Below are 26,443 nucleotides of genomic sequence, written 5' to 3'. Positions count from 1 at the left end.
TTCGTCTTCTCCGTGGACTACTTTAACGAGAACTGGTATCAGTTTCTGAAACACCGTCAGAAACACTTTCGGGAACCTCGTCGAAGACCCACGGACGCCGGTGCCCTCGGGAGGCAGTCGCCATGGCCGAGCTAGTGGAACACGGACAGCTGTTCATCGGCGGGGAGTTGACCGACCCCCTGGGCAAGGACGTCATCGAAGTCGTCTCGCCGCACACCGAGGAGGTCATCGGGCGCGTCCCGCACGCCTCGCCCGCCGATGTGGACCGGGCGGTCGCGGCGGCGCGGCGGGCCTTCGACGAGGGGCCCTGGCCCCGGCTGCCGCTGGGGGAGCGGATCGCGGTCGTCACGCGCATCAAGGACGGGATCGCCGCCCGGCACGAGGAGATCGCCCGTGTGATCTCCTCCGAGAACGGCTCCCCGTACTCCTGGAGCGTTCTCGCCCAGGCCCTCGGGGCGATGATGGTGTGGGACGCGGCGATCACCGTCGCGCGCGGCTTCCCCGTGGAGGAGCGGCGCGACGGCGTCCTCGGGAAGATCCTCGTGCGGCGCGAACCGGTCGGGGTGGTGGCCGCCGTCGCCCCCTGGAACGTCCCGCAGTTCGTGGCCGCCGCCAAGCTCGCGCCCGCGCTGCTCACCGGCTGCACGGTGGTGCTCAAGCCGTCGCCCGAATCACCCCTGGACGCCTATCTGCTGGCGGAGATCACCCGGGAGGCGGGGCTGCCCGAGGGTGTCCTGTCGATCCTTCCGGCGGACCGCGAGGTCAGCGAGTACCTGGTCGGGCATCCCGGCGTGGACAAGGTCTCCTTCACCGGATCGGTGGCGGCCGGCAAGCGGGTGATGGAGGTCGCCGCCCGCCATCTCACCCGCGTCACGCTGGAGCTGGGCGGCAAGTCGGCGGCGGTCGTCCTGCCGGACGCGGACGTGGAGACGGCGGTGGCCGGGATCGTCCCGGCGGCCTGGATGAACAACGGTCAGGCCTGCGTCGCCCAGACCCGCATCCTGCTGCCGCGCTCCCGTTACGACGAGTTCGCGGACGCCTTCGCGGCGGCGGCGGGCGCGCTGGTCGTGGGCGACCCGCTGGACCCGGCGACCCAGGTCGGCCCGCTGGTCGCCAGGCGCCAGCAGCAGCGCAACCTCGACTACATCCGCATCGGCCAGGAGGAGGGCGCGAAGATCCTCACGGGCGGCGGCCGCCCGCCCGGCCTGGACCGCGGCTGGTACGTCGAGCCGACCCTCTTCGGTGACGTCGACAACTCCATGCGGATCGCCCGCGAGGAGATCTTCGGCCCGGTGATCTGCCTCCTCCCCTACGGCGACGAGGCCGAGGCCCTGAGGATCGCGAACGACTCCGACTACGGCCTGAGCGGCAGCGTGTGGACGGCGGACGTCGGACACGGCGTCGAGGTGGCCCGCCGGGTCCGCACCGGGACGTACTCCGTGAACACCTTCAGTCTCGACATGCTCGGCCCGTTCGGCGGCTACAAGAACAGCGGCCTGGGCCGCGAGTTCGGCCCCGAGGGGTACGGCGAGTACCTGGAGCACAAGATGATCCACCTGCCGGCCGGCTGGGAGGGCTGAGCCGATGGGCGTACCCGGGACGGGAGACCGCTGGCACGTCGAGGTCGACCGCTCCCTGTGCATCGGCTCCGCGCAGTGCCTCCACCACGCCCCCGACCGCTTCCACCTCGACACCGCCCGCCAGTCCCACCCGCGCGCCTCCCACACGGACGCCAACGAACGCGTCCTGGAGGCGGCGGAGAGCTGCCCGGTGGAGGCGATCGTGATCACCCTGGCGGAGAACGGGGAGGCGGTGTTCCCGCCGGAGGAGTAGGGCCGGGAGCGGGCGTTACTCCCGCGCCCCCGGCTCCGTCACGGCCCCCGGCTCCGTCACGTCGATCAGCCGGCACACCGTCTCGATGTCGATGCGGACCTGGGCGATGGAGGCCCGGCCCGAGAGCCAGGTGATGAGGGCCGAGTGCCAGGTGTGTTCGATGACGCGGACCGCGGAGAGCTGTTCCGGGGTGGGATCCGCCAGGCCCATCGCGTCGAGGATGATCGCGGTGGTCTGGCGGGAGACGTGGTCGACCTCGGGGGAGACGCTGCGGTCGGCGAAGGTGAGGGCGCGGACCATCGCGTCGGCCAGGTGCGGCTCGCGCTGGAGGGCGCGGAAGGCGCGCATCAGGGTCTCCGCGACGCGCTCGGCCGGGGTGTCGCCCGCGGGGGGCTTCTTCCTCAGCGTGCCGTGCATCCGCTCCAACTGGTCCTGCATCGTGGCGACCAGCAGATGCACCTTGGACGGGAAGTAGCGGTAGAGCGTGCCCAGGGCCACCTGCGAGGACTCGGCGACCTCCCGCATCTGCACCGCGTCGAACCCGCCCCGGCTGGCCAGTCGGGCGCTCGCGTGCAGGATGCGGCGGCGGCGGGCCTCCTGCCGCTCGGTGAGGGGAGCGGCGGAGGGGCGCTGGATGCTGGATTCCACCTTGTCCCCCTTGACGTGCGCAGGCATGGGTCCCGTTCCGTGACGGTCGGTGAGGGCTTGGGATCACTCAGCGGAGACGGGGCGCCTGGTCGTGGCGTGAATCACCTGATCCACGGCTCACAGCGTCCTTACCTGCCGGTAGATTCAGAGCCTCCCGGACGATCAAGTCTGAAACTTGTTCTAGATTAGCGTCCCGTCGTAGTCTCGCGGGACAGTGCAGGCAGAAGGGGGCCCGGAGTGACCGCTGAGGCCAGTCAGGCGGGGTCCCAGGACCTCGCCGCGGACGGCGGGCGACCGCTCGACATCGCGCTCCTCACCTACAAGGGAAACCCGTTCTGCGGCGGCCAGGGCGTCTACGTCCGCCATCTCTCGCGCGAACTGGCCCGGCTCGGCCACCGCGTCGAGGTCATCGGCTCCCAGCCCTACCCGGTCCTCGACGAGGGCCACGACGACCGGCTGTCCCTCACCGAGCTGCCCAGCCTGGACCTCTACCGCCAGCCGGACCCGTTCCGCACCCCGGGACGCGGCGAGTACCGCGACTGGATCGACGCCCTCGAAGTGGCGACGATGTGGACCGGCGGCTTTCCCGAACCGCTGACCTTCTCGCTGCGCGCCCGACGCCATCTGCGGGCACGGCGCGGAGAGTTCGACGTCGTGCACGACAACCAGACCCTCGGCTACGGTCTGCTGGGCGACGTGGGCGCACCCCTGGTCACCACCATCCACCACCCCATCACGGTCGACCGGCAGTTGGAGCTGGACGCGGCCGAGGGCTGGAAGCGGCGCGCCTCGGTGCGCCGCTGGTACGCCTTCACCCGCATGCAGAAGCGCGTCGCCCGCCGTCTGCCGTCCGTGCTCACCGTCTCCGGCACCTCCCGCCAGGAGATCGTCGACCACCTCGGGGTCCGCGACGACCGCGTCCACGTCGTCCACATCGGCGCCGACACCGACCTGTTCGCGCCCGACCCGTCCGTGGCCGTCGTACCGGGCCGGATCGTCACCACGTCCAGCGCGGACGTGCCGCTCAAGGGCCTGGTCTTCCTCGTCGAGGCGCTGGCCAAGGTCCGTACCGAACAGCCGAACGCCCACCTCGTCGTCGTCGGCAAGCGCCCGCAGGAGGGCCCCGTCGCCGCCGCGGTCTCGCGCTACGGCCTCGAAGGCGCCATCGAGTTCGTCAAGGGCATCTCCGACGCCGAACTCGTCGACCTGGTCCGCTCGGCGGAGGTCGCCTGCGTGCCCTCCCTCTACGAGGGCTTCTCGCTGCCGGCCGCCGAGGCCATGGCGACCGGCACCCCGCTCGTCGCCACCACCGGCGGCGCCACCCCCGAGGTCGCCGGACGCGACGGCGAGACCTGCCTCGCCGTACCGCCGGGCGACGCGGGCGCGCTGGCCGTCGCGCTGAGCCGGCTGCTCGCCGACCCCGGACTGCGGGCCCGGCTGGGCGCGGCCGGACGCGAGCGCGTGCTGGAGCGGTTCACCTGGGCGCGCGCCGCCGAGGGCACCGTCGAGCGGTACCGCGAGGCCGTCGAGCGGGCCGGAGGCCGACGCGGCCCCCGCCCGTCCGCGGCACGGCCCGCCTCCCCTGCCGCCGCCTCCGCAGATGCAGTCACCGATGCTGTCCCAGACGTTGACGTCGAATCCGATCGCGAAAGCAGGGCCACGTGCTGACCGTCGACTTCTCCCGGTTCCCGCTCGCCCCGGGCGACCGTGTCCTGGACCTCGGCTGCGGGGCGGGACGCCACGCCTTCGAGTGCTACCGGCGCGGCGCCCAGGTCGTGGCGCTGGACCAGAACGGCGAGGAGATCCGCGAGGTCGCCAAGTGGTTCGCCGCGATGAAGGAGGCGGGCGAGGCCCCCGAGGGTGCGACCGCCACCGCGATGGAGGGCGACGCCCTCGCGCTGCCCTTCCCCGACGAGTCCTTCGACGTCGTCATCATCTCCGAGGTGATGGAGCATATCCCCGACGACAAGGGCGTCCTCGCCGAGATGGTGCGGGTCCTCAGGCCCGGCGCCGTATCGCCGTCACCGTCCCGCGCTACGGCCCCGAGAAGGTCTGCTGGGCCCTGTCCGACGCCTACCACGAGGTCGAGGGCGGTCACATCCGCATCTACAAGGCGGACGAACTGCTCGACAGGATCCGCGAGGCCGGCCTCGAACCGTACGGCAGCCACCACGCCCACGCGCTGCACTCGCCGTACTGGTGGCTGAAGTGCGCGTTCGGCGTCGACAACGACCAGGCGCTGCCGGTGCGGGCGTACCACAAGCTGCTGGTCTGGGACATCATGAAGAAACCCCTCGCGACCCGGGTCGCCGAACAGGCGCTCAACCCGCTGATCGGCAAGAGCTTCGTGGCGTACGCGACCAAGCCCCACCTGCCCCGAGTGGACGCCAAGTGACGACTCCCCGGACAGAACACCTCGTCCTGGCCGGGGTCCTCACCGCCGAGCAGGCCGTCGAGACCGTCCACGGCATCCTCGCCGAACAGCGCGAGGACGGGGCGATCCCGTGGTTCCGCGGGCACCACCTCGACCCGTGGGACCACACCGAGGCCGCGATGGCGCTGGACGCGGCGGGCGAGCACGAGGCCGCTGAGCGGGCGTACGAGTGGCTCGCGCGGCACCAGCACGAGGACGGCTCCTGGTACGCGGCCTACGCCGACGGCGACTTCGCCGACGTCACCGACCGCGGCCGCGAGACGAACTTCGTCGCCTACGTCGCCGTGGGCGTCTGGCACCACTACCTCTCCACCGGCGACGACACCTTCCTGGACCGCATGTGGCCGGTCGTCCACGGGGCGGTCGAGTACGTGCTGCGGCTCCAGCAGAGCGGCGGGCAGATCGGCTGGCGCCGCGACGACGACGGCACGCCCACCACGGACGCGCTGCTGACCGGCTCCTCGTCGATCCACCACGCGCTGCGCTGCGCCCTGGCCATCGCCGAGCAGCGCGAGGAACCGCAGCCGGACTGGGAGTTGGCGGCGGGCGCGCTGCGGCACGCCATCCGGCGGCACCCGGAGCGGTTCCTGGACAAGGCCCGCTACTCGATGGACTGGTACTACCCGGTCCTGGGCGGCGCGCTCACCGGAGTGGAGGCCAAGGCCCGCATCGAGGAGATGTGGGAGCGGTTCGTCGTGCCGGGGCTCGGCGTGCGCTGTGTCGTGCCCAACCCGTGGGTGACCGGCGGGGAGTCGGCCGAACTGGCCCTGGCGCTCTGGGTGATCGGCGAGTCCGACCGGGCGCTGGAGATCCTCCAGTGGATCCAGCGGCTGCGCGACCCGGAGTCGGGGCTGTACTGGACGGGGTACGTCTTCGAGGACGCGGCGGTCTGGCCGCAGGAACTGACGACCTGGACCGCCGGGTCTCTGCTGCTCGCGGTCGCCGCGCTGGGCGGCCACGACGCCACCTGTGCGGTGTTCTCCGGCGACCGCCTTCCGACGGGACTGGATCCGGACTGCTGCGACTGAGAGGGGCGTAGGGGGAGTCTTCGACGGGTCAGTGGCGGACCCGGTTGGCGATAGCGTGGCCGATGAACAGGTACACGATCGCCGCCAGGCTGTAGCCCGCCACGACCCTCGCCCACGCCTCGTCGAACGTGAACAGGTCATGCGACCAGCCCGCCAGCCAGCGGGCCACCTCGTGCACGAACTGCACGAAGTCGTTGCCCCGGTTGGCGTCCAGCAGGTACATGACGATCCAGAGGCCGAGGATGAAGGCCATCACGTCGGCGACGACGGCGATGACCCTGCCGGCCGAATGCGAGCCGTTCCGGTTTCTAGGGGACATGGTGTCCGCCTTGCCGTTTGTGACGGGCTGAAACACGGCCGGTTCACGACTTCTCCATTTCCCGTGTGTTGGCTTGGAGTTGAGCCTTCCAGGGGACGATGTTCGAGGGGATCCTCGATGATCCTGCCCCCTTGAGTGGCAGGAGGGCCGTTGTCCCACTCCGCAAGAGCTGTAGAGGAGCCGAGACTCAGCACCCGTCAGGTCAGACGCCGTCGGGTGCCCCGGCATGTCGTCGGCGCCCTGCCGATCGCGCTGGCCGGGCTGATCGCCCTGCTGATCTCGGGCAACACCCTGCGCCCCTTCGAGCGGATCGTCACCCTGGAGGCGAGGATGGCCTCCAAGTCGGACTTCTTCCGGGACCCCGAAGTGCAGCGGCTGCTGCTCGGGCACGGCATCCGCGTCGACATCCGTCGCCTCGGCTCCCGCGGCATCGCCACCCAGTCCCTGACGGGCACGGACGTCGTCTTCCCCTCCGGACAGCCCGCCGCCAAGATCATCCTCGACCGGCAGGACCGCTCCGTCCGGTCCGTCCGCCCCTTCGTCACCCCACTGGTCCTCGGCACCTTCCGCGACTACGCCGACACCCTGGTGAAGGCCGGGGTCGCGACCCCGCAGCGGGCCCCCGACGGCGGCCCCACCCTCTACTACGACCTCAAGATGCCGGCCTTCATGAGCCTGCTCGACGGCACCGACGGCGGCCGGGGCACCGCCGACCAGGACGGCGACGGCAGGCCCGAGGGCGCCGACACCTGGAACGGCATCGGCTTCGACACCGTCCGCGGCCGCAGCAACAGCGGCCGGGTCCTGGTGCGCACCTCCAACGTCTGCGAGTCCAACGCCGCCGGCACCTACCTCAGCCTCCTCGCCTTCGTCGCCAACGGGAACACCACACCCGGCACCGAGAACGTCAACGACCCGCGGCTCGCCCACGACGCGGTCACCGACCTCGCCGCGAGGATCAAGCCCCTGATCAGCCTCCAGGGCATGTGGGCCGACGAACAGGCCGACAGCTACCTCTCCGACCTCGGCGAGAGCATCGCCCCCATCTCCCTCATCTACGAACACCAGTACCTGGCCCACCAGATCGCCCACCACGACAGGTCCGGTGAGCAGGACACCGACCGCGTCCTGCTCTACCCCACGCCCTACGCCCTCACCGAACCCCAGCTCATCTCCCTCACCGACGGGGGCGACCGCCTGGTCCGGCTGCTCCAGGAGGACGGGGAACTGCGCGACCGGGCCATCGAACTCGGCTTCCGCGTCCGCTTCTCCGGCGAGGACGGCACCAGCGAACGCCTCAACGCCTACCTCGGCGACCACGGCATCCAGGCCCCCGCCGCCAACCCCGACCAGACCAAGTCCTACGAACCGGACCTGGAGGTCCTGGAGCGGATCATCACCTACGTCGGCACCTGCCCCCCGCCCGTCCAGGACACCCCGTGAGGCGGCCGACGACGGCCCTCACCGCCGGCCTGGTCCTCGCCCTCCTCGCCACCCTCACGTCCGCCTGCACCGACGGCGGCGACCACGTCACCCTCCGCGTCCTGGCGAGCCCGGAACTGGCCGACGTGGCACCGCTGCTGGCGGAACTGGAGGAGGACACGGGGGTCGAACTGGAGCTGGACTACACGGCGACCGCGGACCTCGACGGCCAGCCGCCCGCCGCCGGACGGAAGTCCGCCCACGACCTGGCCTGGCTCGCCTCCGACCGCTCCTTCCTGCTGCGCCTGCAGGACTCCGCCGGCGGCCTCACCCGCCCCGAGTCCACCTCGATCATGCGCTCACCCGTCGTCGTCGGCCTCACCCCCGACGCCGCCCGTGACCTGCGCGGACGCGCTCCCGGCGGCCGGATCTCCTGGGCCGACCTCGCCGACGCCGCTGCCGACGGCACCGTACGCTTCGGCATGGCCGACCCCCGGCGCAGCGACACCGGACGGGCCGCGCTCGTCGGCGTCGCCACGGCCGCCGCCGGCACCGGCAGCGCCCTGCGCGAGGAGGACGTCTCCTGCGACCGGCTGCGCGGCTTCCGCTCCGGCCAGACCCTCACCGCCCCCGGCTCACGCGAACTGACGGACACCTACGCCGAGCGCCCGGAGACCGCCGACGCGCTGATCGCCCACGAGGCCGAACTGCTCTCCCTCAACGCGAGCGGCAGACTGAGCGCGCCGCTGGAGATCGTCCACCCCGAAGACGGCATGGTCCTCTCCGACTTCCCGCTGCTCCTCCTCGACCCCGGCGAACGGGAGGCGTACGGCAAGGTCGTCGACTGGCTGCTGAGCGCCGACACCCAGCGCGAGCTGATGCGGCGCACCCACCGGCGGCCCGTCAACCAGGACGTCGAGCCCTCCCCCGAACTGCGCACCTCCGTCGGCAACGCCCTGTCCTTCCCCGACCGGCTGGCCATCGTGCGGCAACTCGTCGACGACTACGGCGACCCGGTGCACGCCACCGGCGACCAGGTCGTCTTCCTGCTGGACTTCTCCACCTCGATGCGCGGCGAGCGGATCGCCGCCCTGCGGGCCGCCTTCGCCGGCCTCAGCGGCGCCGACCGGACCTCCACCGGCAAGTTCGCCCGCTTCTACCGCGGTGAACGCCTCACCGTCGTCCGCTTCGGCGGGAGCGTGCTCGAGGAACGCACGGTCACCGTGCGCTCCGACGCCGACCTGGAGACCCTCGACCGGATCGTCGCCGACGGCGGCTTCGACGACGCCACCGCCGTCTGGTCGGCCCTCGACCGCGGCTACCGCATCGCCGCCGACGCGGTACGCGCCGCCCCCGAACGGCCCGTCGCCATCGTGCTGATGACGGACGGCGAGAACAACACGGGCCTGACGTACGCCGAGTTCCTGCGCCGGCACGGCCGGCTGGGCTCCGCCGCCGACGCGGTGCCCACCTTCACCGTCCAGTTCGGAGAGGCCGACGCCGCCGCCCTGAAGCGGGCCGCCGCGGCGACCGGCGGCCGTACGGTCGACGCCGGTCTCTCCTCGCTCACCGACGCGTTCAAGGAGATCCGTGGGTGTCATTGACAGTCAGTGGTGGAGCCTGTGGTGGCCGTGGCTGGTCGTCTGGGCGGTGACGGCGGTGGCCCTCGCCGTACTGGCCCGGCACGGGCTGGTCCGGCTGGGCCTGCTGCGACGCCGCCGGCGCGGCGGGCGCATCGTGCACGGCATGGCCTTCTTCCTGCACGAACAGCGGGTCATGGACCTCTACCAGCAGGGCGGCTTCTCCGCCGCGCTGGAGGCGGAGGTCGCCGACCGCACCAACGTCGACGCGGGCGTCGGACTCTTCGCCCGGCTGTCCGGCGGCATGGCCGGGGCCCGCCGGGAGGTCGCCAGGGAACGCGTCACCGCCTACCTCCGGCAGAGCACGCCCATCACCGTGATCCGGCTGCTGATGGACACCATGCGCAAGGAGGACGTCGTCGTGCAGGCCGACCTCACCACCGGCGTCGTCACACCGAACCGCGCGCTCGCCGACACCCTCGCCGACCGGGGCGGCGACCGCAGCGTGCCGCTGACCGCCGTCGGCGTCGGCTCGGCATTCGTCTCGGTCACCGGCCTGTTCACCGCCCGCCGCGCGGAGAACGGCGACATCGAGCTGCGCGCCCGGTACGGCACCGGGGAGCCGGCCGCGCAGGTACGGATCACCTGCGAGGCGGCCGGGGTCCGCGAGGGCTTCCAGAACGCCGAGTACTTCACCGGGGAGTTCCAGGCCCGCTGCCTCGGCAAGGTCCCGACCTGGAACCGCGAACGCGGCGAACTGACGCTGAACCCGATCGCGGTGTTCCTCTGAAGCGCCCTGTGCCTAGGAGTTGAGTTCGGCCAGGACGCGCAGGGTGTGCGGGTCCGGGGTCAGGGCCAACAGGTCCGTCACCGGGCCCTCGCGCCACCGCTCCAGCCGCTCGGCGATGCGCTCGCGCGGGCCGACCAGGGAGATCTCGTCGGCGAAGGCGTCCGGGACGGCCAGCACGGCGTCCTCCCGGCGCCCGGCCAGGAACAGCTCCTGGATCCGCCGGGCCTCCTCCTCGTACCCCATGCGGGCCATCAGATCGGCGTGGAAGTTGCGCCGGGCGTGTCCCATCCCGCCGATGTAGAAGCCCAGCATCGCCTTGACCGGCAGCAGCCCCTCCGCCAGGTCGTCGCAGACCCGCACCCGCGCCATCGGCGCCACCCGGAACCCCTCCGGCAGCTCCGCCACCGCCGGCCCGTACGCGTCCGGCCGGTCCGGCGACCAGTACAGCGGCAGCCAGCCGTCGGCGATCCGGGCCGTCTGGGCCACGTTCCGCGGCCCCTCCGCGCCCAGCAGCACCGGCAGTCCGGGGCGCAGCGGATGCGTGATCGGCTTCAGCGGCCTGCCGAGCCCGGTGGCGTCCGGCCCCCGGTAGGGGTGCGCGTGGAAACGCCCGTCCAGCTCGACGGGCCCCTCCCGCAGCAGGACCTGCCGTACGACGTCGACGTACTCGCGGGTCGCGGTCAGCGGCGAGGCCGGGAACGGGCGTCCGTACCAGCCCTCGACGACCTGCGGACCGGACAGGCCGAGGCCCAGTGTCATCCGCCCGCCGGAGAGGTGGTCCAGGGTGAGGGCGTGCATCGCCGTCGTGGTCGGCGAACGGGCCGCCATCTGCGCGACCGCCGTACCCAGCCCGATCGTCGAGGTGTGGGCGGCGATCCAGGTGAGCGGGGTGAAGGCGTCCGACCCCCAGGACTCGGCCGTCCACACCGAGTCGTACCCGAGCCGCTCCGCCTCCCGCGCCAGCTCCACATGGCCGGGGGAGGGGCCGCGCCCCCAGTAGCCGAGCGCGAGACCGAGCCGCATCCCTGCCTCCTGACGGTACGTCAGTTGTTCTGGAGGTAGGCGACTGTACGACAACGGCCCCCCGCCCGGAAGGGCGAGGGGCCGCGAGGTGCGGGGCCGGGACTCAGCCGCGCTGGATGCCGGAGGCGTCCCGCAGCACGCCGCGACGGCCGTCCTGGGTCTGCGCCACCAGACCCTGGGCGCCCTGCTCGACGGCCAGGTACCAGGTGCCGGGCGCCAGTTCGGCGATCGGCATCGGCGCACCGTCCTCCGCGTACAGCGGACGCGGCACCGGCACGGCGAACCAGAACGGAGAGAAGTCGGCGGCCGGAGGCTGCTGCGCCGGAGCGGGCTGCCCACCCGCGAACGGCGGCTGGCCCGGCTGCTGACCCTGCTGCTGCGGCGGACCGGCGAACGGCGACGGCTGCTGCTGTGCACCCGGGTAGCCGTAACCACCGGGCGGCTGAGCACCGTAGGGCAGCGGCGCCGGAGGCTTCGGGGCCGGGATCAGCGCGGCCTGGAGGGCGGGGACCAGGGCGGTGGCGACGGCACCGCCGGCCAGCACGAGCGTCGCGATGAAGCCGAGGATGATACCGGCCCCCCGCTCCACGTCCGCGCTGCCGAAGGTGTCGCTGAACGCGCCCAGCGGGTCGATGATCGTCCAGAACGCCGTCCAGGCGGCGAACACCGTCAACGCGACCCCGAGCTGGCCGAGATCCAGGCCGACGACCTTGCGCGGCTGGGGCAGCGCACGGGCGAGGACGATCAGGGCCGCACCGATGATCCCGCCGACGTACATGCTCATCAGCAGACCGAGGTCGTCCCACGCGGTGGGAACGTCGTCGCCGGAACCGTCGAACGTGTCCAGGAACGACGCGATGAACAGCAATACCGCTGCTCCGATCACCACGCCGTCGCCTCGAGTGAGGGAGCGGATATTCACTTCAGGTCCTTCGTCAGTCGTCTCGTCATCGATACACGCATCGGTAGAGGCATCGCTGTCACCATGTCGCCGTCAGGCTCGGGTGGGAAGCGCGGGGGTGGCCCCTCATCGTAGGGACGACACTATCGTCCGCACGATCGGACTGTCCCCGAGGTTCAGCGCGCCGACCACTACCCGCGCAGGAAACTCACGATTCCCTCAGAGATCCCCTGCGCCGCCTTCTGCCGCCAGGCGCCGCTGGTGAGCAGTGCCGCGTCCTTGCTATCGCGCATGTTGCCGCACTCGATGAACACCTTGGGAACCGTTGACAGATTGAGACCGCCCAGGTCCTCACGTGTGACGAGACCGGTACCGTCGCCGACGTAGTTGGAGGGCGAGGTGTCCGTGGACTCCGCGAAGTCGTCCGCGATCAGTTCGCCGAGTTCCCGCGAAGGCCCCACGATGGGACGGGTGTCGGCGCCGCCCGCGTGCACCGGGCCCGGCAGGATCACATGGAAGCCGCGCTGCCCGGTGGCCGCGCCGTCGGCGTGGACCGAGACGACGGCGTCCGCGCGGGCGGAGTTGCCGATCCGGGCCCGCTCGTCGACGCAGGGCCCGAAGGGCCGGTCGGCGTCCTGCGTCAGCTTCACCGTGGCACCCTGCCGCTCCAGCAGGGTGCGCAGCCGGTGCGCCACGTCCAGGGTGAACGCGGCCTCGCTGTAACCGGAGTTGGTGGCGGTGCCGGTGGTGTCGCACTCCTTCTTGTTGGTGCCGATGTCCACCTTGCGGTTGATCTCGGCCGTGTGCTCGAAGTTGGCGGGGTTGTGCCCCGGGTCGATGACGACGACCTTGTCCGCGAGGGACCCCGCGCCGCCGGGCGCGGACGCCGTCGGGGACTGTGAGGCCGAGGCGCCCGGCTTGCCGTCGGGGTCACCGCCGGCCGAGGCCGGCCCCCCGGTGCCGGAGGCCGCCCCCGTGACCCGGCCGGACCCGCCGTCGTCCGATCCGCCCGGCGTCCCGAACGCCAGCCAGCCGAGCAGCGCGCCCGGCACGAGCGCGGCGAGCACCACGATGAGCGTGCGCCGCGGCGGGGAGCGGCGGGGGCGCGGAGGATCGAAGTCAGGGCCTACGTACGACACGCCTGCCACCCTAGGGCCTGGCGCCCCCGACCGGGCCGGGAGGGCGACGCCGGCGGGCCGTGCGCGAGCGGGTGATCCGCCGTGTGCCGCTCTCGGGTGCTCGGTCGGCTGCGCCGGTCACGGGCGTCTCCTGGAGGTTGGAGGGAGGCCGTGAGGGGGCAGGCCGGGCCGTTGTCTCAGCGTGCGGAGATCCCGGTGTCCTTCGGTCCCGCCCGATCCGCCTGGGCCGGGGCCGGGGTCGCGGGGTCCGTGCCCGGATCGTTCTGCCTGGGCGCCTCCACCGGCCCCGGCCGCTCCGCCCTCCGCGGCAGCCAGACGAGCATCAGCGCCACCCCCAGGGCCATCACCACCGCACCCGCCCGGAACGCCAGCGCGTAGCCGGCGGTCAGTGCCTCGGGGGTGCCCCGCCCGTCCGTGCGTCCCGTGGCCAGCGTGGACAGCACCGCCAGGCCCAGTGAGCCGCCCATCGTGCGGGAGGTGTTGACCAGGCCGGACACCAGTCCCGCCTCGCCCGGCGCCGCTCCGGCGGTGGCCAGCGAGGCGAGCGGGGTGGCCGACAGGCCCGCGCCCAGCATCATCAGCACGCCCGGCAGCATGATCGCGGTGAGGTAGGCGCCGTCGGCGGTCATCGTCGACTGCCAGCCGAATCCGGCCGTCGCCGTCAGCGCGCCCAGCGCCGCCACCGTGCGCGCCCCGAGCGTCCGCATCAGCCGGGGGGCCAGCTTGGAGCCGAGCACGACGGCCAGGGAGCTGGGCATCAGCGCCAGGCCGGCCTCCAGCGGGGTGTAGCCGAGCACGTTCTGCGCGTACAGCGTCATGAAGTACCACATGGAGAACATCGCCGAGCCGCACAGCAGCATCGCCACGTTCGCCGAGGACACCGACCGCCGCCGCAACAGGCCCAGCGGCATCAGCGGGGCCGCCGTGCGGGCCTCGACGGCGAGGAACAGGGCGACCAGCGCGAGTCCGGCGGCCAGCGGCACCAGCGCCGCCGCCGCGGTCCACCCCTCGGCCTCCGTGCGGGAGATGCCGTACGCGAGGGTGGCCAGGCCGGCCGTGACGAGGAGGCGCCCGGCAGGTCCAGGCGACGGCGGTCCCCGGCGCGGCTCTCGGGGAGCAGGGCGAGGGCGCCGATCAGGACGACCGCGCCGACCGGCACGTTGATCAGCAGGACCCAGCGCCACGACAGCAGGTCGACCAGCACCCCGCCGACGAGCCCGCCCGCGGCGCCGCCGCCCGCGCCGACCGCCGTCCAGGTGGCGATCGCCCGCGCCCGCGCCGCGCCCTCGGGCACGGCGGACGTGACGATCGTCAGCGTCGAGGGCGCCAGCACGGCGGCGCCGAGCCCCTGCGCGGCCCGCGCGAGCAGCAGCTGCCAGTCGTCCTGGGCGAGCCCGCCGGCCAGCGAGGCCAGCGTGAACAGGGCGAGCCCGACGAGGAACATCCGCTTACGGCCGTAGAGGTCGCCGGCCCGTCCGCCGAGCAGCATGAACCCGGCGAAGGCGATGGCGTACGCGTTGACCACCCACTGGAGGCCGGACGCGCTCATGTCCAGTTCGGCCCGCATGGAGGGCAGGGCCACGTTCACGACGGACACGTCGAGGACGACGAGGAACTGGCCGGCGCAGGCGAGCGCGATGACGAGCCAGGCGGGGGAGCGGGTCGGGGAGCGGGTGGGGCGGGAGGCAGAGGGCATGGGTGTCATGGTCCCAACCACTCCGCGCCCCTTGCATCGGGATTTCGACCTAGGCCCGCGGTACCGCCCGCCGCTCCCCCTTCCGGCTTCCCCAAGAGAAGGTCAAGATTTCGTTAGTGTGCTGAAGCATCGGAATAGTTGCTCATGCATACGTGGTTCACCCTGCACGTATCCCGCTCGAACCGTCGGCACCCCGCACGGCCCGCCCGTCCGTACCCCGCACGGCTCGCCCGTCCGCACCCCTTCTCCCAGGCCTGGAGGCCCCGCTCCATGACGCACACGTCGACCGACCAGCCCGGACGCAGGACGGGCGGTGCCGTCGTCCCCGTGCTCGCCTTCGCGGGCATCGTGGTCGCGGTGATGCAGACCCTGCTGGTCCCGGTCATCAAGGACCTGCCGCAACTGCTGGCCACCTCACCCGGCAACGCCACCTGGGTCCTCACCTCGACCCTGCTGTCCGGCGCCGTCGCCACACCGATCATGGGCCGCCTCGGTGACCTGTACGGCAAGCGGCGGATGCTGATCCTCAGCCTCTCCGTGATGGTCGTCGGCGCGCTGGTCAGCGCCGCCACCAGCGATCTCCTGATCATGATCGTCGGCCGTACCCTCCAGGGCTTCGCGATGGGCGCGATACCGCTCGGCATCGGCCTGATGCGCGACATGCTGCCCCGCGAGAAGCTCGGCTCGGCGATGGCCCTGATGAGTTCCTCCATCGGCGTCGGTGGTGGCCTCGCCCTGCCGGCCGCGGCCCTCGTCGCCCAGCACGCCGACTGGCACGCCCTCTTCTACGGCGCCGCCGGCCTCGGCGTCCTCGCCATCGGCCTCACCCTGCTCGTCGTACCCGAGTCCCCGGCCCGCGCCGGGGGCACCTTCGACCTGCCCGGCGCGATCGGCCTCTCCGTCGGCCTCGTCCTGTTCCTGCTGCCGATCACCAAGGGCAGCGACTGGGGCTGGTCCTCGGGCACCACGCTCGGCCTGTTCGCCGCCTCCGCCGTCGTGCTCGGCCTGTGGGGCGTGATGGAGCTGCGCGTCAAGGCCCCGCTGGTCGACCTGCGCACCAGCGCCCGCCCGGCGGTCCTCTTCACCAACCTCGCCTCCGTCATGGTCGGCGTCTCCTTCTACGTCGTCTCCCTCGTCCTGCCCCAGCTCCTGCAACTGCCCACGAGCACCGGCTACGGCCTCGGCCAGTCCATGGTCACCGCCGGCCTGCTGGTGGCGCCGCTCGGCCTGACGATGATGGTCACCGCACCGGTCTACGCCCGCCTCTCCGCCAGGTACGGCCCCAGGTTCACCCTGATCCTCGGCCTGCTGATCATCGCGATCGGCTACGGCGCCGGCCTCGGCCTGATGAGCGCCGCGTGGCAGAGCCTCGTCATCGCCGTCGTCCTGGGCGCGGGCATCGGCCTCGCCTACTCCTCGCTCCCCGCGCTGATCGTCGGCGCGGTCCCGGCCTCGGAGACGGGCGCGGCCAACGGCCTCAACACCCTGATGCGGTCCATCGGCACGTCGGTCTCCAGCGCCGTCATCGGCATGGTGCTGGCCAACACCGCGAACGACGTCGGCGGCGTCGCCGTCCCGACCATGCACGGCTTCCGGGTCTCCTTCCTGATCGCCACCGGCGCCGTCGCCGTAGGCCTGCTGTTCGCCCTGTTCCTGCCCCGCACCCCCGCGGCGACGCCGCGGCTGCGTGCCAGCAGCGAGGAGGACGCCAACCTGGCACGTGCCGAAGAGGTCCTGCGGAGCTTCCGCGGCCGGGTCCTGGACGCCGGCGGCGCGCCGGTCGCCCACGCCAGGGTCACCCTCATCGACCGCCGCGGCCGCCAGGCCGGTGCCACCCTGTCGGAGGCGGACGGCAGCTACGCCCTCGCCGTCCCCGCCCAGGGCGCCTACGTCCTCGCCGCCAAGGCCACCGGCCACGGTCCCCTCGCCTCCGCCGCGACCCACGCGGGCGACGAGCGCCCGGTCGACCTGGACCTGGCGCTGCCCGGCGAGACGGTCACCGCCTGACCCGCGCACCCCGCACCCCCCGTCGGTCGTCCGACGGGGGGCGCGGTGCATCATGGGCGGGCCCAGACGCACGTACGACCGGAAGGACCCCCATGCCCGCGGCACCCGAGCCCGAGATCCTGGCCGCGTTCGAGGCGGCGAAGGGGTTCATGCCTCTCGACGAGGGGCTCGCGCTGTACGCCGCCGCGGTCGAGGCCGCCGGTCTGGGGCTGCCGCTGCTGGAGGTCGGCACGTACTGCGGACGCTCGACGATCCTGCTCGCCGACGCGGCCCGGCGGGCCGGGGTCACCGCGCTGACCCTCGACCACCACCGGGGCAGCGAGGAGCAGCAGCCGGGCTGGGAGTACCACGACCCGGAGACCGTCGACCCCGAGACCGGCCTGATGGACACGCTGCCCACCTTCCGCCGCACCCTGCACCGGGCCGGTCTGGAGGAGCACGTGGTGGCGCTGGTCGGCCGCTCCCCGCAGATCGCCGCCTTCTGGAACTCGCCCCTCGGCCTGGTCTTCGTCGACGGCGGCCACACCGACGAGCACGCCGGCTCCGACTACGAGGGCTGGGCCCCGCACGTCGCCGAGGGCGGCCTGCTCGTCATCCACGACGTCTTCCCGGACCCGGCCGACGAGTTCACCGGCCAGGCCCCCTACCGCGTCTACCTGCGTGCCCTGGAGTCCCGCGCCTTCACGGAGATCTCGGACGCCGGCTCCCTGCGCGTCCTGCGCCGCACGGGCACCGGCCGCTAGGAGCCTCACCGGCTCCGGCCGCTGGCCGCCCCTCCGGGCTCCGGCCGTTGGCAGGCCTCACCGGCTCCGGCCGCTGGCCGCCCCTCCGGGCTCCGGCCGCTGGCCGCCCCTCCGGGCTCCGGCCGTTGGCCGCCCCTCCGGGCTCCGGCCGTTGGCCGCCCCTCCGGGCTCGGCCGCTGGCCGCCCGCCGCTAGCCGCTGGCCGCCCGTCTTTCGCCGCCCGCCACCAGCTGGCAGCCGCCCAGCTTTCGCCGCCCGCCTCCCGCCCCCCGGCGGCGGTGCCGGTGCACGGCCACCGCCTCGCCGACCGCCAGGACGCCCGCGCCTCGCCGACCGCCAGGCCCCCCGCGCCGACCGTCACCCAGTGCCGACCGCCCCCCACGTACCGGCTGCCGCAGGGGCCGGTACGGCAGGGCGGGCCCGTCTGTCCCTGTCCCTGTCGTGTCCCTGTCCGCGTCCGTCGGCACTGTGCCGGCGGGCTCCGCGTCGCTCAGAGCCAGCCCTGCCGCCGTGCCTCGCGCACCGCCTCCGCGCGGTTGCGGGTGCCGGTCCTGCCGATGGCGGCGGAGAGGTGGTCGCGGACCGTCGACTCCGGCAGACGCAGCTCCGTGGCGACATCGGCGACGGTCGCGCCGTCGGCGGACGCTCTGAGGACATCGCACTCACGGGACGTCAGCGGGCTGGGCCCCGCACTGAGCGCGGCGGCCGCCAGGGCCGGATCGACCACCGTCTCACCGATCAGCACCCGGCGGATCGTGTCCGCCAGCTCCTCCACCGGAGCGTCCTTCACGAGGAACCCGGCGGCCCCGGCCTCCATGGCCCGTCGCAGACAGCCCGGTCGGCCGACGGTGGTGAGGATCAGCACCCGGCAGTCGGGTGCCTGTTCGCGCAGCTCGGCGGCGGCGTCCGGACCGCTCATGCCGGGCAGTTCGGCGTCGAGGAGGGCGACGTCCGGGCGGTGGAGGAGGGCGGCGTCCACGACCGCGTCCCCGGTGCCCACCTGCGCCACCACCTCGATGTCCGGCTCCAGCCCCAGCAGCACGGCCAGCGCCCCGCGCACCGTGCCCCGGTCCTCCGCGAGCAGAACCCTGATGGACTTGGCGGGGCGATGGTCCCGGGGCATCTCGTTCACGGCCCCAGCGTAGGACCGGCGGGCCCGGACGGCACCGCCGCGACCGGCTTTGAGCGAAGAGACCGATCCGGCCCGGCCCGGTACGGCCCCGCGCATCCCCGGCGACCCCGTCGTGGGTCCCCGTGGGTCCCCCGGGGGTCCCCGTGGGCCCTCGCCCACCGCTCCGCGACGCGACGCACCCGCCCCTGCCCGCCGGGAGATCCGGCCGGACGGGGCGACGCGACGCACCCGCCCCCGCCCGCCGGGAGATCCGGTCGGGCGGACCCGCGCGGGACGAACGTCCCGGACGCGGACCCGGCGTGCCACGGGACACGTGAGCTGACGAACCGTCAGGAGCCTTCACAAGTGTCGGGCGCTCGGCTATACAGAGGGGCGCCGGACTGGAACGCGTTCTAGATCCCGCCCGTGACGACCTCGGTGCGGCCGACGGTGCGGACGGTCGCGCCGAGGTCTTGAGACCCGCCAGGAGCCCCATGCCCATCGACGCAGCCAAGGCCCTCGCCGCCGAACCCCGGATCGGCGAGATCACCTGGGACCGCAAGGACGTCCTGCTCTACCACCTCGGCGTCGGCGCGGGCGTCCCCGCCACCGACCCCGACGAACTGCGCTACACCCTGGAGTCCCGGCTGCACGTCCTGCCCAGCTTCGCCACCGTCGCGGGCTCCGGCTCACCCGGCGTGATCAGCGGACTGTCCATGCCCAGCGTCGACGTCGACCTGGCCCGCGTCCTGCACGGCGGCCAGTCGCTCACCCTGCACCGTCCGCTGCCCGCCGAGGGCACCGCCACCGCCACCGGCCGTATCGCCGCCGTGTACGACAAGGGCAAGGCCGCCGTCCTCGTCATGCGAACCGAGGTCGCCGACGCGGACGGCCCGCTGTGGACGAACGACGCCCAGATCTTCGTCCGCGGGGAGGGCGGCTGGGGCGGCGACCGGGGTCCCTCCACCCGGCTCGACCCCCCGGCGGGCGACCCAGACAAGACCGTGGAACGGCACATCCGCGAGGACCAGGCCCTCCTCTACCGTCTCTCCGGCGACCGCAACCCGCTGCACGCCGACCCCGACTTCGCACGCGCCGCCGGCTTCGACCGGCCCATCCTGCACGGCCTGTGCACCTACGGGATCACCCTCAAGGCGGTCGTCGACACCCTGCTCGACGGCGACGTGACGCGGGTACGCGCCTACGCCACCCGCTTCGCCGGCGTCGTCTTCCCCGGCGAGACCCTGCGCATCCGCATGTGGCGCGGCGAGGCGGCGGTCAGGGTCGCGGTGAGCGCGGCGGAGCGAGCGGACGCGCCCGTGCTCGCCGACACGATCGTCGAACACTCCTGAACGGCACCCGCACCACGCCTTGACCAACTCCTGAACCAGCCAGCATCCGAGGGGACCCGAGGGGAGCCGCACCATGCGCGCAGCCGTACTGCACGAGATCGGCCAGGACAAGCTGGAGGTCCTCGACGACGTCGAGGCGGTGGGCTTCGGCCCCGGCAGGGTCAGGATCCGGGTGCGCGCCACGGGGCTGTGCCACTCGGACCTGTCCGCGATGAGCGGGGTGCTGCCGCAGCCCGCGCCGTTCGTGCCCGGCCACGAGGGCGCGGGCGAGATCCTCGACGTCGGCGAGGGCGTCACCCGTGTGAAGCCCGGCGACCGGGTCGTCGTGTGCTGGCTGCCCGCCTGCGGTGTCTGCCCCGCCTGCCGACGCGGCCAGACCGAGCTGTGCCTGGCCGGGTTCATGAACGCGGGCACCCCCAACTTCCGGCGCCCCGGTGGTGATCTCTTCGGCTTCGCCGGCACCGGCACCTTCGCCGAGGAGGTCGTGGTCGACGCCGGCTGCGCCGTCCCGATCCCCGACGACGTGCCCTTCGACATCGCCGCGCTCATCGGCTGCGGAGTGACCACGGGGCTGGGCGCCGCGCTCAACACGGCGGACGTGGAGGCCGGTTCGTCGGTCGCGGTCATCGGCTGCGGGGGAGTGGGCGTCTCCGCGATACAGGGCGCCCGGCTCAGGGGCGCGGCCGAGATCGTCGCCGTGGACCCCGTCGCCGCGCGCCGCGAGGCCGCCCTCAGGTTCGGCGCCACGGAAGCCGTCGCACCCGGAGAACTCCCCGACGCCAAGCAGCGGATCACCGGCGGCGAGGGCTTCGACTACGTCTTCGAGGTCGTCGGCCGCTCCACCACGGCCCGCACCGCCTACGAGACCACCCGCCGCGGCGGCACCCTGGTCGTCGTCGGTGCCGGAGCCATGGACGACTTCCTCCAGCTCAACATGTTCGAGCTGTTCTTCGACGAGAAGCGGATCCTGCCCTCCATGTACGGCGGCGGCGACGTCCTGCGCTCCTACGAGCGGACCGTCGCCCTGTGGCGGGCCGGCCGGATCGACCTCGCCGGGCTGATCACGCACCGCGTCCCGCTCGCGGAGATCAACGAGGCCCTCGACCAGATGCGCACCGGGGCCGCCCTGCGCACCTGCATAGAGATCTGAGGTCCCGTCATGTCACAGCCGCTGAAAGGCCGTTCCGCGATCGTCACCGGTGCCGGACGCGGACTCGGCCGGGCCGAGGCACTGGAACTGGCCCGGCTGGGCGCCGCCGTCGTCGTCAACGACCTCGGCCGACCCGGCCGCGACGGCTCGGGCGAGGGCTCGGCCGCTCCCGCGGAGGAGGTGGTGCGGGAGATCCGTACGGCGGGCGGCACCGCGCTCGCCCACACCGGGGACGTCTCCGACTTCGCCGCCGCGCGTGACCTCGTCGAGCTGGCGGTCACCGAGTTCGGCACGCTGGACATCCTGGTCAACAACGCGGGCATCCTGCGCGACCGCATGGTCTTCTCCATGACGGAGGAGGAGTGGGACTCGGTGATCCGCGTCCACCTCAAGGGCCATTTCAACACCACCCGCTTCGCCGCCGCGCACTGGCGCGAACGGTCCAAGGCGGCGGGCGGGCCGGCGTACGGGCGGATCGTGAACACCTCCTCGGAGGCCTTCCTCGCGGGCTCCGCCGGACAGCCCAACTACGCGGCGGCCAAGGGCGGAATCGTCGGCCTGACGACCTCCACCGCCCTCGCGCTCGCCAAGTACGGCGTCACCGCCAACGTCATCTGCCCGCGCGCCCGCACCCGGATGACCGAGGACGTCTTCGCGGGCCTCGGCCGCCCCGGCGAGGGGCTCGATCCCCTGGCCCCCGAGCATGTCGCCCCGCTCGTCGGCTATCTGGCCTCGCCCGCCGCCGCCCGGATCAACGGACAACTCCTCGTCGTGCACGGCGGGATGGTCGCCGTGGTCGAACGACCCCGCGTGCAGGCCGTGTTCGAGAGCAAGCAGGAGACCTTCAGTCACGAGGAACTGGACGCCGTGCTCACCCCGCACTACGCCGGACGGCCCGAGGGGGAGACGTTCGCGGCGGCGGAGGTGCTGGGACTGAGGCGGGGAGCGGTGACGGAAGTCGGTGACGGAACCCGGTGACGGTGAGCGGTGAGCGGGATCGGTGACCGGGTTCGGTGACGGAGAACAGGTGTGGGCCCTGTCCGCCGTCAGGACGGACCGGGCCACAGGCGTAACGGTCAGACAGTCGCGCCGGCCTTGTCCTCGGCCGGCTTACGGTGCCGGCCCCGGGGAGCGGACTCGCCTTCGTGGGACGAGACCGGGCCCCGGTGCCGGCCGTGACCGGTGTCCTCCTGTGTGTCGGCGGACCACGGCTGCATGGTGCTTGTGTCGCTCATCGGAAGTGTTCACCCCGTCAACATGATCTTTTTCAGCCCGGAAAGCTTATCCGGCGGACCTCGGGGTGAATCCAGGCGGCCACGCCAACCGCCACTACTTCGTTACAAGCCGTGCCAGGGGCGCCTGTTGGAGTGGAACGGGCCGGGGCGCGACCGGTTCCGGAGCTTCCGGTTCCAGGGTGTCGGGGGCCATCTCGGCGGAGCCGCGCGACCGCCGTTCCGCTCCGCGGCCGGCGCCGCCACCCGCGCCACCCCGCAGGGCTCCGCCGCCGTCGCGTACGGCAGCCGCAGCACCCCGTCCTCCGTCCACAGACCGCTGCCCGCCAACCAGCCGTCCGGCGCCGCCAGCTGGTACAACCGTCGGTCCGCGGGCCGCCACACACCCACCCAGCTGTCGAACGGGCCGTCGATGCGCAGGCCCACCGCGCAGCTCTCCGGCTGCAGGACCTGACCCGGCTGGATCGCGAACGGCGTCAGCGCCCGGTCGGTGAGCCGCAGCGACGCCGGGAAACGCACCGGCAGCGTGCTGCCCAGCACCCCCCAGCCGAGCCGGGGCCTCCCGGGCGACGGCGCGTCCGAGCGGATCAGCAGCAGCCCGCTGTCCGGGTCCGCGAGCAGCAGCCGGTCGTCGCTGCCGACGGCGATCTGGAGCAGCGGGGACACCTCACCGCCCCGTTCCAGGTCCACCACGACCGCCTTGGTACGGCCGCCGACCTCACGGTCCAGGGCCAGCATGCGGCCCCTCCGGTCCAGCCACACCCCGCCCGAGCAGCGGCCCGGGATCTCGGCGAGGTGCTCGGGGCCGAAGGCGCCGCCCGCCACCAGCCACAGTGCCGTCGAACGCCGGCCCACGGCGACGGCGTACGCCCGCTGCCCGCAGGGGGCCGGCGGGAGCAGCCGCAGGACGGTGGCCTCGTCCGGGCACTCGACCGCGCCCAGGGGCAGCTCACCCGTGCCGGGGCCGGTCGGGTACAGCAGTGAGAACGCGTGCCGCCCCTGCGTCAGCCGGTGGATCAGCACCCGCCCGTCGGCCATCGGCTGCACCTCCGTGCCGGGCTCCTCCGGCTGGTGGGCGGGCAGCGGTACGGCGTACGGCTCGGGGCCGTCCAGCGTCCAGCGCTCCGGGAACCAGGAATCGCCGTCGCGGGCGAGACGTGCGGCGTAGGTGCCGTCCGCCGTGATCGCGCAGGGCGCGTCCGGCGTCGGGTCGTCGTCCCCGTTCTCCGCGGTGGGTTCGATCGCACAGGCCGTCATGGTTCGGTCACCTCCGCCGACGAAGCTAGTTTTCGTACGCACGGGCGGGGCGTCGGCGGGCGGGGGCTTCGCTCATAAGAGTGGCGCAGAAGCGATTCTCCTCCGGGGGTTGAGGGGGGTGTGCATGGGGTTGGGGTGGTGTGTCCCCCTCTTCGGGACTCCGCCCCCCTACGCCCCCGGCGGGATCGCCCACCCGCCGACCTGGCTCGGCCGGCCGGGCGACCCCGGGTCTGCCAGGCCTCCTGGCCTGCGGCGGTTCGGGGCCGGGAGGCGGCCAGGTAGCCTTTCCCCGTGCCCCGTCTGTCTGAAGTCATCGCCGCGCTGGAGAACCTGTGGCCCGCCGAGCGGGCCGAGTCCTGGGACGCGGTCGGCACCGTCGTGGGCGAACCCGGCCAGGACGTCGGACGGGTCCTGTTCGCCGTGGACCCGGTCCAGGAGATCGTCGACGAGGCGGTGGGACTGGGCGCCGACCTGCTGGTCACCCACCACCCCCTCTACCTCCGCGGGACGACGACCGTCGCGGCCTCCACCTTCAAGGGCCGCGTGGTGCACACCCTCATCAAGCACGACATCGCCCTGCACGTCGCCCACACCAACGCCGACACCGCCGACCCCGGCGTCAGCGACGCCCTCGCCGGCGCCCTCGACCTGCGCGTCGTACGGCCCCTCGTGCCCGATCCCGGCGATCCCGACGGGCGGCGCGGCCTGGGCAGGGTCTGCGAACTCGACCACCCGCTCACCGTCCGCGAACTCGCCGCCCGCGCCGCCGAACGACTGCCCGCCACCGCGCAGGGCATCCGGATGGCGGGCGACCCGGACGCGACCGTGCGGACCGTCGCGGTCAGCGGCGGATCCGGCGACAGCCTCTTCGACCACGTCCGCGCCGCCGGCGTCGACGCGTTCCTCACCGCGGACCTGCGCCATCACCCCGTGTCCGAGGCCCGCGCGCACGGCGCACACGGCGCCCACCCACCTCTCGCGCTGCTCGACGCGGCGCACTGGGCCACCGAGTGGCCCTGGTGCGAGCTGGCCGCAGCCCAGCTCGACGAGATCTCCGACCGCCACGGCTGGGGCCTGCGGGTCCACGTCTCGAAGACGGTCACCGACCCCTGGACCAGCCAATTCCCTTCACCTGGAGCCCCCAACTGAACGCCGCGCCCGCCGACCAGATCCGACTCCTCGACGTCCAGGACCTCGATGTCCGCCTCCAGCAGCTCGCGCACAAGCGCCGCTCGCTGCCCGAGCACGCCGAGATCGAGTCGCTGACCAAGGACCTCACGCAGCTGCGCGACCTCCTGGTGGCCGCGCAGACGGAGGAGAGCGACACCGCCCGCGAGCAGACCAAGGCCGAACAGGACGTCGACCAGGTCCGTCAGCGTGCCGCCCGCGACCAGCAGCGCCTCGACTCCGGCGCCGTCACCTCCTCCAAGGACCTGGAGAACCTCCAGCGCGAGATCGTCTCCCTCGCCAAGCGCCAGGGCGACCTCGAGGACGTCGTCCTGGAGATCATGGAGCGCCGCGAGGCCGCCCAGGAGCGGGCCGCCGAGCTGACCGAGCGCGTCGGCTCCGTCCAGGGCCGGATCGACGACGCGACCGCCCGCCGCGACGCCGCCTTCGAGGAGCTCGACGGCGAGATCGCCTCCGCCACCAAGGAGCGCGAGGTCATCGCCGCCACCGTCCCCGCCGACCTGCTCAAGCTCTACGACAAGCTGCGCGCGCAGCAGGGCGGTGTCGGCGCGGCCAAGCTCTACCAGCGCACCTGCCAGGGCTGCCGCCAGGAGCTGGCGATCACCGACATCAACGACATCCGCAAGGCCGCTCCCGACACCGTCGTACGGTGCGAGAACTGCCGCCGGATCCTGGTGCGGACCTCCGAGTCCGGCCTGTAGGGACGGCTGACGTGCGGGAGTTCATCGTCGAGGCCGACGGGGGGTCCCGGGGCAACCCGGGGCCCGCGGGCTACGGCAGCGTGGTGATCGACGCGGCGACGGGGGAGACCCTCGTCGAGCGGGCCGAGTACATCGGGATCGCCACCAACAACGTCGCGGAGTACCGGGGCCTGCTGGCCGGCCTGCGCGCCGCCCGCGAACTGGACCCGGCCGCCCCGGTGCGCGTCCGCATGGACTCCAAGCTCGTCGTCGAGCAGATGTCGGGCCGCTGGAAGATCAAGCACCCGGACATGAAGCCACTGGCCACGGAGGCCGCCCGGATCTACCCGCCCGGCCAGGTCACCTACGAGTGGATCCCGCGCGAACAGAACAAACACGCCGACCGCCTGGCCAACGAGGCGATGGACGCCGGCAAGCGCGGCGAACAGTGGGACGCCGGGGCGTCCATGGCGGCCCTGACCGCCGCGGCCGGCACGTCCCGGACCGCCCCGGCCGACCTCGCGCCGTCGGGCCCTCCCGGAGACGCGACCGCCGGTGCGGCCAAGGCGCGCGAGGCCCTGGCGAAGGGCCGCGAGGGCGGCGCCCCGGCGTCGGCGCATGCCGAGAGGACGGCCATGGGCACGGCCTCCGCCGGGGGCCCCGGTGACTCGGTCCCGTCCGCAGGGGGCGTCGGCGGGACCCCCGCGAGCGGCGCCGCGGCGTACACGGCTTCCGCCGCGGAAGCCGCCGCCGCGACGGCCACGGGGCCCGGCGCCACGACGGCTACGGGGACCGGCGCCACGACGGCCATTGGGGCCGATGCCGCGACGGCCACTGGGAGCGGCGGCACTGGTACCCGCACCGGGACCGGCGGCACCGGCACAGGGACCGGCGGCACCGGGAGCGGGATC

Annotated in this window: 21 protein-coding genes and 3 pseudogenes; 16 read left to right on the top strand and 8 right to left on the bottom strand. The window is 73.2% G+C overall.

Annotated elements, in window-relative coordinates; genetic code table 11:
• Positions 1-122 precede the first annotated feature (122 nt).
• Positions 123-1,580, top strand: coding sequence for an aldehyde dehydrogenase (locus BM536_RS23965; RefSeq protein ID WP_073494021.1), 1,458 nt, complete (start codon positions 123-125; stop codon positions 1,578-1,580).
• Between the two features lie 4 nt (positions 1,581-1,584).
• Positions 1,585-1,833, top strand: a complete 249-nt coding sequence (locus BM536_RS23960) for a ferredoxin (RefSeq protein WP_073494019.1) — start codon at positions 1,585-1,587, stop codon at positions 1,831-1,833.
• A 15-nt stretch (positions 1,834-1,848) separates the two neighbouring features.
• Here BM536_RS23960 and BM536_RS23955 read toward each other — a convergent pair whose 3' ends face one another.
• Entirely contained in the window at positions 1,849-2,508 is a 660-nt protein-coding gene (locus tag BM536_RS23955; protein WP_073494017.1) for a TetR family transcriptional regulator, read from the bottom strand.
• Positions 2,509-2,718: 210 nt separating this feature from the next.
• Here BM536_RS23955 and BM536_RS23950 point away from each other — a divergent pair, with 210 nt between their 5' ends.
• The 3 genes and pseudogenes from BM536_RS23950 to BM536_RS23940 all read left to right on the top strand — a co-directional run bounded on the left by BM536_RS23950 (position 2,719) and on the right by BM536_RS23940 (position 5,943).
• Positions 2,719-4,149 (top strand): glycosyltransferase family 4 protein, encoded by a 1,431-nt coding sequence (locus tag BM536_RS23950; protein WP_094103443.1) that lies wholly within the window; start codon positions 2,719-2,721, stop codon positions 4,147-4,149.
• Positions 4,143-4,876: pseudogene (locus BM536_RS23945) on the top strand (class I SAM-dependent methyltransferase). The gene BM536_RS23950 and the pseudogene BM536_RS23945 overlap by 7 nt, the downstream one beginning before the upstream one ends.
• A complete protein-coding gene (locus tag BM536_RS23940; protein WP_073494011.1) occupies positions 4,873-5,943 on the top strand; it encodes a prenyltransferase in 1,071 nt (356 codons plus the stop codon). The pseudogene BM536_RS23945 and the gene BM536_RS23940 overlap by 4 nt, the downstream one beginning before the upstream one ends.
• A 28-nt stretch (positions 5,944-5,971) precedes the next feature.
• Here BM536_RS23940 and BM536_RS23935 read toward each other — a convergent pair whose 3' ends face one another.
• Positions 5,972-6,262 carry a hypothetical protein gene (locus BM536_RS23935; RefSeq protein ID WP_073494051.1) on the bottom strand — a complete coding sequence of 97 codons (291 nt, stop codon included), beginning with the start codon at positions 6,260-6,262 and terminating at the stop codon, positions 5,972-5,974.
• 216 nt (positions 6,263-6,478) lie between these two features.
• Between BM536_RS23935 and BM536_RS23930 the strand changes: the two genes are divergently transcribed.
• From BM536_RS23930 to BM536_RS23920, 3 genes are read left to right on the top strand one after another with little or no spacing between them, the layout of a single operon-like run.
• The gene (locus tag BM536_RS23930; RefSeq protein ID WP_079275037.1) at positions 6,479-7,705 is read left to right on the top strand and encodes a hypothetical protein; all 1,227 of its coding nucleotides are present in this window, start codon (positions 6,479-6,481) and stop codon (positions 7,703-7,705) included.
• Positions 7,702-9,288 (top strand): VWA domain-containing protein, encoded by a 1,587-nt coding sequence (locus BM536_RS23925; RefSeq protein WP_079275036.1) that lies wholly within the window; start codon positions 7,702-7,704, stop codon positions 9,286-9,288. The genes BM536_RS23930 and BM536_RS23925 overlap by 4 nt, the downstream gene beginning before the upstream one ends.
• The gene (locus BM536_RS23920) at positions 9,275-10,054 is read left to right on the top strand and encodes a hypothetical protein (RefSeq protein WP_073494007.1); all 780 of its coding nucleotides are present in this window, start codon (positions 9,275-9,277) and stop codon (positions 10,052-10,054) included. Before BM536_RS23925 ends, BM536_RS23920 begins: the two co-directional genes overlap by 14 nt.
• Before the next feature lie 12 nt (positions 10,055-10,066).
• Here the strand turns inward: BM536_RS23920 and BM536_RS23915 are convergent, their stop codons facing one another.
• From BM536_RS23915 to BM536_RS23900, 4 genes and pseudogenes are all read right to left on the bottom strand, one after another.
• Entirely contained in the window at positions 10,067-11,077 is a 1,011-nt protein-coding gene (locus BM536_RS23915) for an LLM class F420-dependent oxidoreductase (RefSeq protein WP_073494005.1), read from the bottom strand.
• Between the two features lie 103 nt (positions 11,078-11,180).
• Positions 11,181-11,999, bottom strand: coding sequence for a DUF5336 domain-containing protein (locus BM536_RS23910; protein WP_073494003.1), 819 nt, complete (start codon positions 11,997-11,999; stop codon positions 11,181-11,183).
• Between the two features lie 170 nt (positions 12,000-12,169).
• Positions 12,170-13,117: an N-acetylmuramoyl-L-alanine amidase gene (locus BM536_RS23905; RefSeq protein WP_094103442.1), complete on the bottom strand. Its 948-nt coding sequence runs from the start codon at positions 13,115-13,117 to the stop codon at positions 12,170-12,172.
• 176 nt (positions 13,118-13,293) lie between these two features.
• Positions 13,294-14,822: pseudogene (locus BM536_RS23900) on the bottom strand (MFS transporter).
• A 261-nt stretch (positions 14,823-15,083) separates the two neighbouring features.
• Here BM536_RS23900 and BM536_RS23895 point away from each other — a divergent pair.
• Both BM536_RS23895 and BM536_RS23890 read left to right on the top strand, forming a co-directional pair.
• A complete protein-coding gene (locus BM536_RS23895) occupies positions 15,084-16,820 on the top strand; it encodes an MFS transporter (protein ID WP_073494001.1) in 1,737 nt (578 codons plus the stop codon).
• A gap of 92 nt (positions 16,821-16,912) precedes the next feature.
• Entirely contained in the window at positions 16,913-17,563 is a 651-nt protein-coding gene (locus tag BM536_RS23890) for a class I SAM-dependent methyltransferase (RefSeq protein ID WP_094103441.1), read from the top strand.
• A gap of 489 nt (positions 17,564-18,052) precedes the next feature.
• On the opposite strand, the gene BM536_RS23885 is transcribed toward BM536_RS23890, so the two are convergent.
• Positions 18,053-18,685, bottom strand: coding sequence for a response regulator transcription factor (locus BM536_RS23885; RefSeq protein ID WP_073499255.1), 633 nt, complete (start codon positions 18,683-18,685; stop codon positions 18,053-18,055).
• A 482-nt stretch (positions 18,686-19,167) separates the two neighbouring features.
• On the opposite strand from BM536_RS23885, the gene BM536_RS23880 reads away from it, so the two are divergent.
• From BM536_RS23880 to BM536_RS23870, 3 genes are all read left to right on the top strand, one after another.
• Positions 19,168-20,025: a MaoC/PaaZ C-terminal domain-containing protein gene (locus tag BM536_RS23880; protein ID WP_073499249.1), complete on the top strand. Its 858-nt coding sequence runs from the start codon at positions 19,168-19,170 to the stop codon at positions 20,023-20,025.
• Positions 20,026-20,098: 73 nt separating this feature from the next.
• Positions 20,099-21,175 carry a Zn-dependent alcohol dehydrogenase gene (locus tag BM536_RS23875; protein ID WP_073499251.1) on the top strand — a complete coding sequence of 359 codons (1,077 nt, stop codon included), beginning with the start codon at positions 20,099-20,101 and terminating at the stop codon, positions 21,173-21,175.
• Positions 21,176-21,184: 9 nt separating this feature from the next.
• On the top strand, positions 21,185-22,153 hold the full coding sequence (locus BM536_RS23870) for a 3-oxoacyl-ACP reductase (protein ID WP_094103440.1): 969 nt from the start codon (positions 21,185-21,187) through the stop codon (positions 22,151-22,153).
• 351 nt (positions 22,154-22,504) lie between these two features.
• Here the strand turns inward: BM536_RS23870 and BM536_RS23860 are convergent.
• Positions 22,505-23,664: pseudogene (locus BM536_RS23860) on the bottom strand (hypothetical protein).
• A gap of 291 nt (positions 23,665-23,955) precedes the next feature.
• On the opposite strand from BM536_RS23860, the gene BM536_RS23855 reads away from it, so the two are divergent.
• From BM536_RS23855 to BM536_RS43135, 3 genes are all read left to right on the top strand, one after another.
• Positions 23,956-24,813: a Nif3-like dinuclear metal center hexameric protein gene (locus BM536_RS23855; protein ID WP_094103438.1), complete on the top strand. Its 858-nt coding sequence runs from the start codon at positions 23,956-23,958 to the stop codon at positions 24,811-24,813.
• Positions 24,810-25,553, top strand: a complete 744-nt coding sequence (locus BM536_RS23850) for a zinc ribbon domain-containing protein (protein WP_211362946.1) — start codon at positions 24,810-24,812, stop codon at positions 25,551-25,553. Before BM536_RS23855 ends, BM536_RS23850 begins: the two co-directional genes overlap by 4 nt.
• 11 nt (positions 25,554-25,564) lie before the next feature.
• Positions 25,565-26,443 (top strand): reverse transcriptase-like protein (locus BM536_RS43135; RefSeq protein WP_245873725.1); only part of this gene is annotated, 879 nt, incomplete at its 3' end.

It is taken from the genome of Streptomyces phaeoluteigriseus, assembly GCF_001896135.2.
In the GTDB taxonomy this organism is placed as follows: domain Bacteria; phylum Actinomycetota; class Actinomycetes; order Streptomycetales; family Streptomycetaceae; genus Streptomyces; species Streptomyces phaeoluteigriseus.
The sequence above is the reverse complement of the archived record's forward strand: the minus strand, read 5'-3'. Positions and strand labels throughout refer to the sequence as shown.

Excerpts from the sequence above, each read along its gene's own strand:
- BM536_RS23955 (WP_073494017.1), bottom strand. The coding sequence starts at position 2,508 with ATGCCTGCGCACGTCAAGGGGGACAAGGTGGAATCCAGCATCCAGCGC.
- BM536_RS23965 (WP_073494021.1), top strand. The coding sequence starts at position 123 with ATGGCCGAGCTAGTGGAACACGGACAGCTGTTCATCGGCGGGGAGTTG.
- BM536_RS23895 (WP_073494001.1), top strand. The coding sequence starts at position 15,084 with ATGACGCACACGTCGACCGACCAGCCCGGACGCAGGACGGGCGGTGCC.
- BM536_RS23870 (WP_094103440.1), top strand. The coding sequence starts at position 21,185 with ATGTCACAGCCGCTGAAAGGCCGTTCCGCGATCGTCACCGGTGCCGGA.
- BM536_RS23885 (WP_073499255.1), bottom strand. The coding sequence starts at position 18,685 with ATGCCCCGGGACCATCGCCCCGCCAAGTCCATCAGGGTTCTGCTCGCG.
- BM536_RS23875 (WP_073499251.1), top strand. The coding sequence starts at position 20,099 with ATGCGCGCAGCCGTACTGCACGAGATCGGCCAGGACAAGCTGGAGGTC.
- BM536_RS23960 (WP_073494019.1), top strand. The coding sequence starts at position 1,585 with ATGGGCGTACCCGGGACGGGAGACCGCTGGCACGTCGAGGTCGACCGC.
- BM536_RS23915 (WP_073494005.1), bottom strand. The coding sequence starts at position 11,077 with ATGCGGCTCGGTCTCGCGCTCGGCTACTGGGGGCGCGGCCCCTCCCCC.
- BM536_RS23935 (WP_073494051.1), bottom strand. The coding sequence starts at position 6,262 with ATGTCCCCTAGAAACCGGAACGGCTCGCATTCGGCCGGCAGGGTCATC.
- BM536_RS23880 (WP_073499249.1), top strand. The coding sequence starts at position 19,168 with ATGCCCATCGACGCAGCCAAGGCCCTCGCCGCCGAACCCCGGATCGGC.
- BM536_RS23890 (WP_094103441.1), top strand. The coding sequence starts at position 16,913 with ATGCCCGCGGCACCCGAGCCCGAGATCCTGGCCGCGTTCGAGGCGGCG.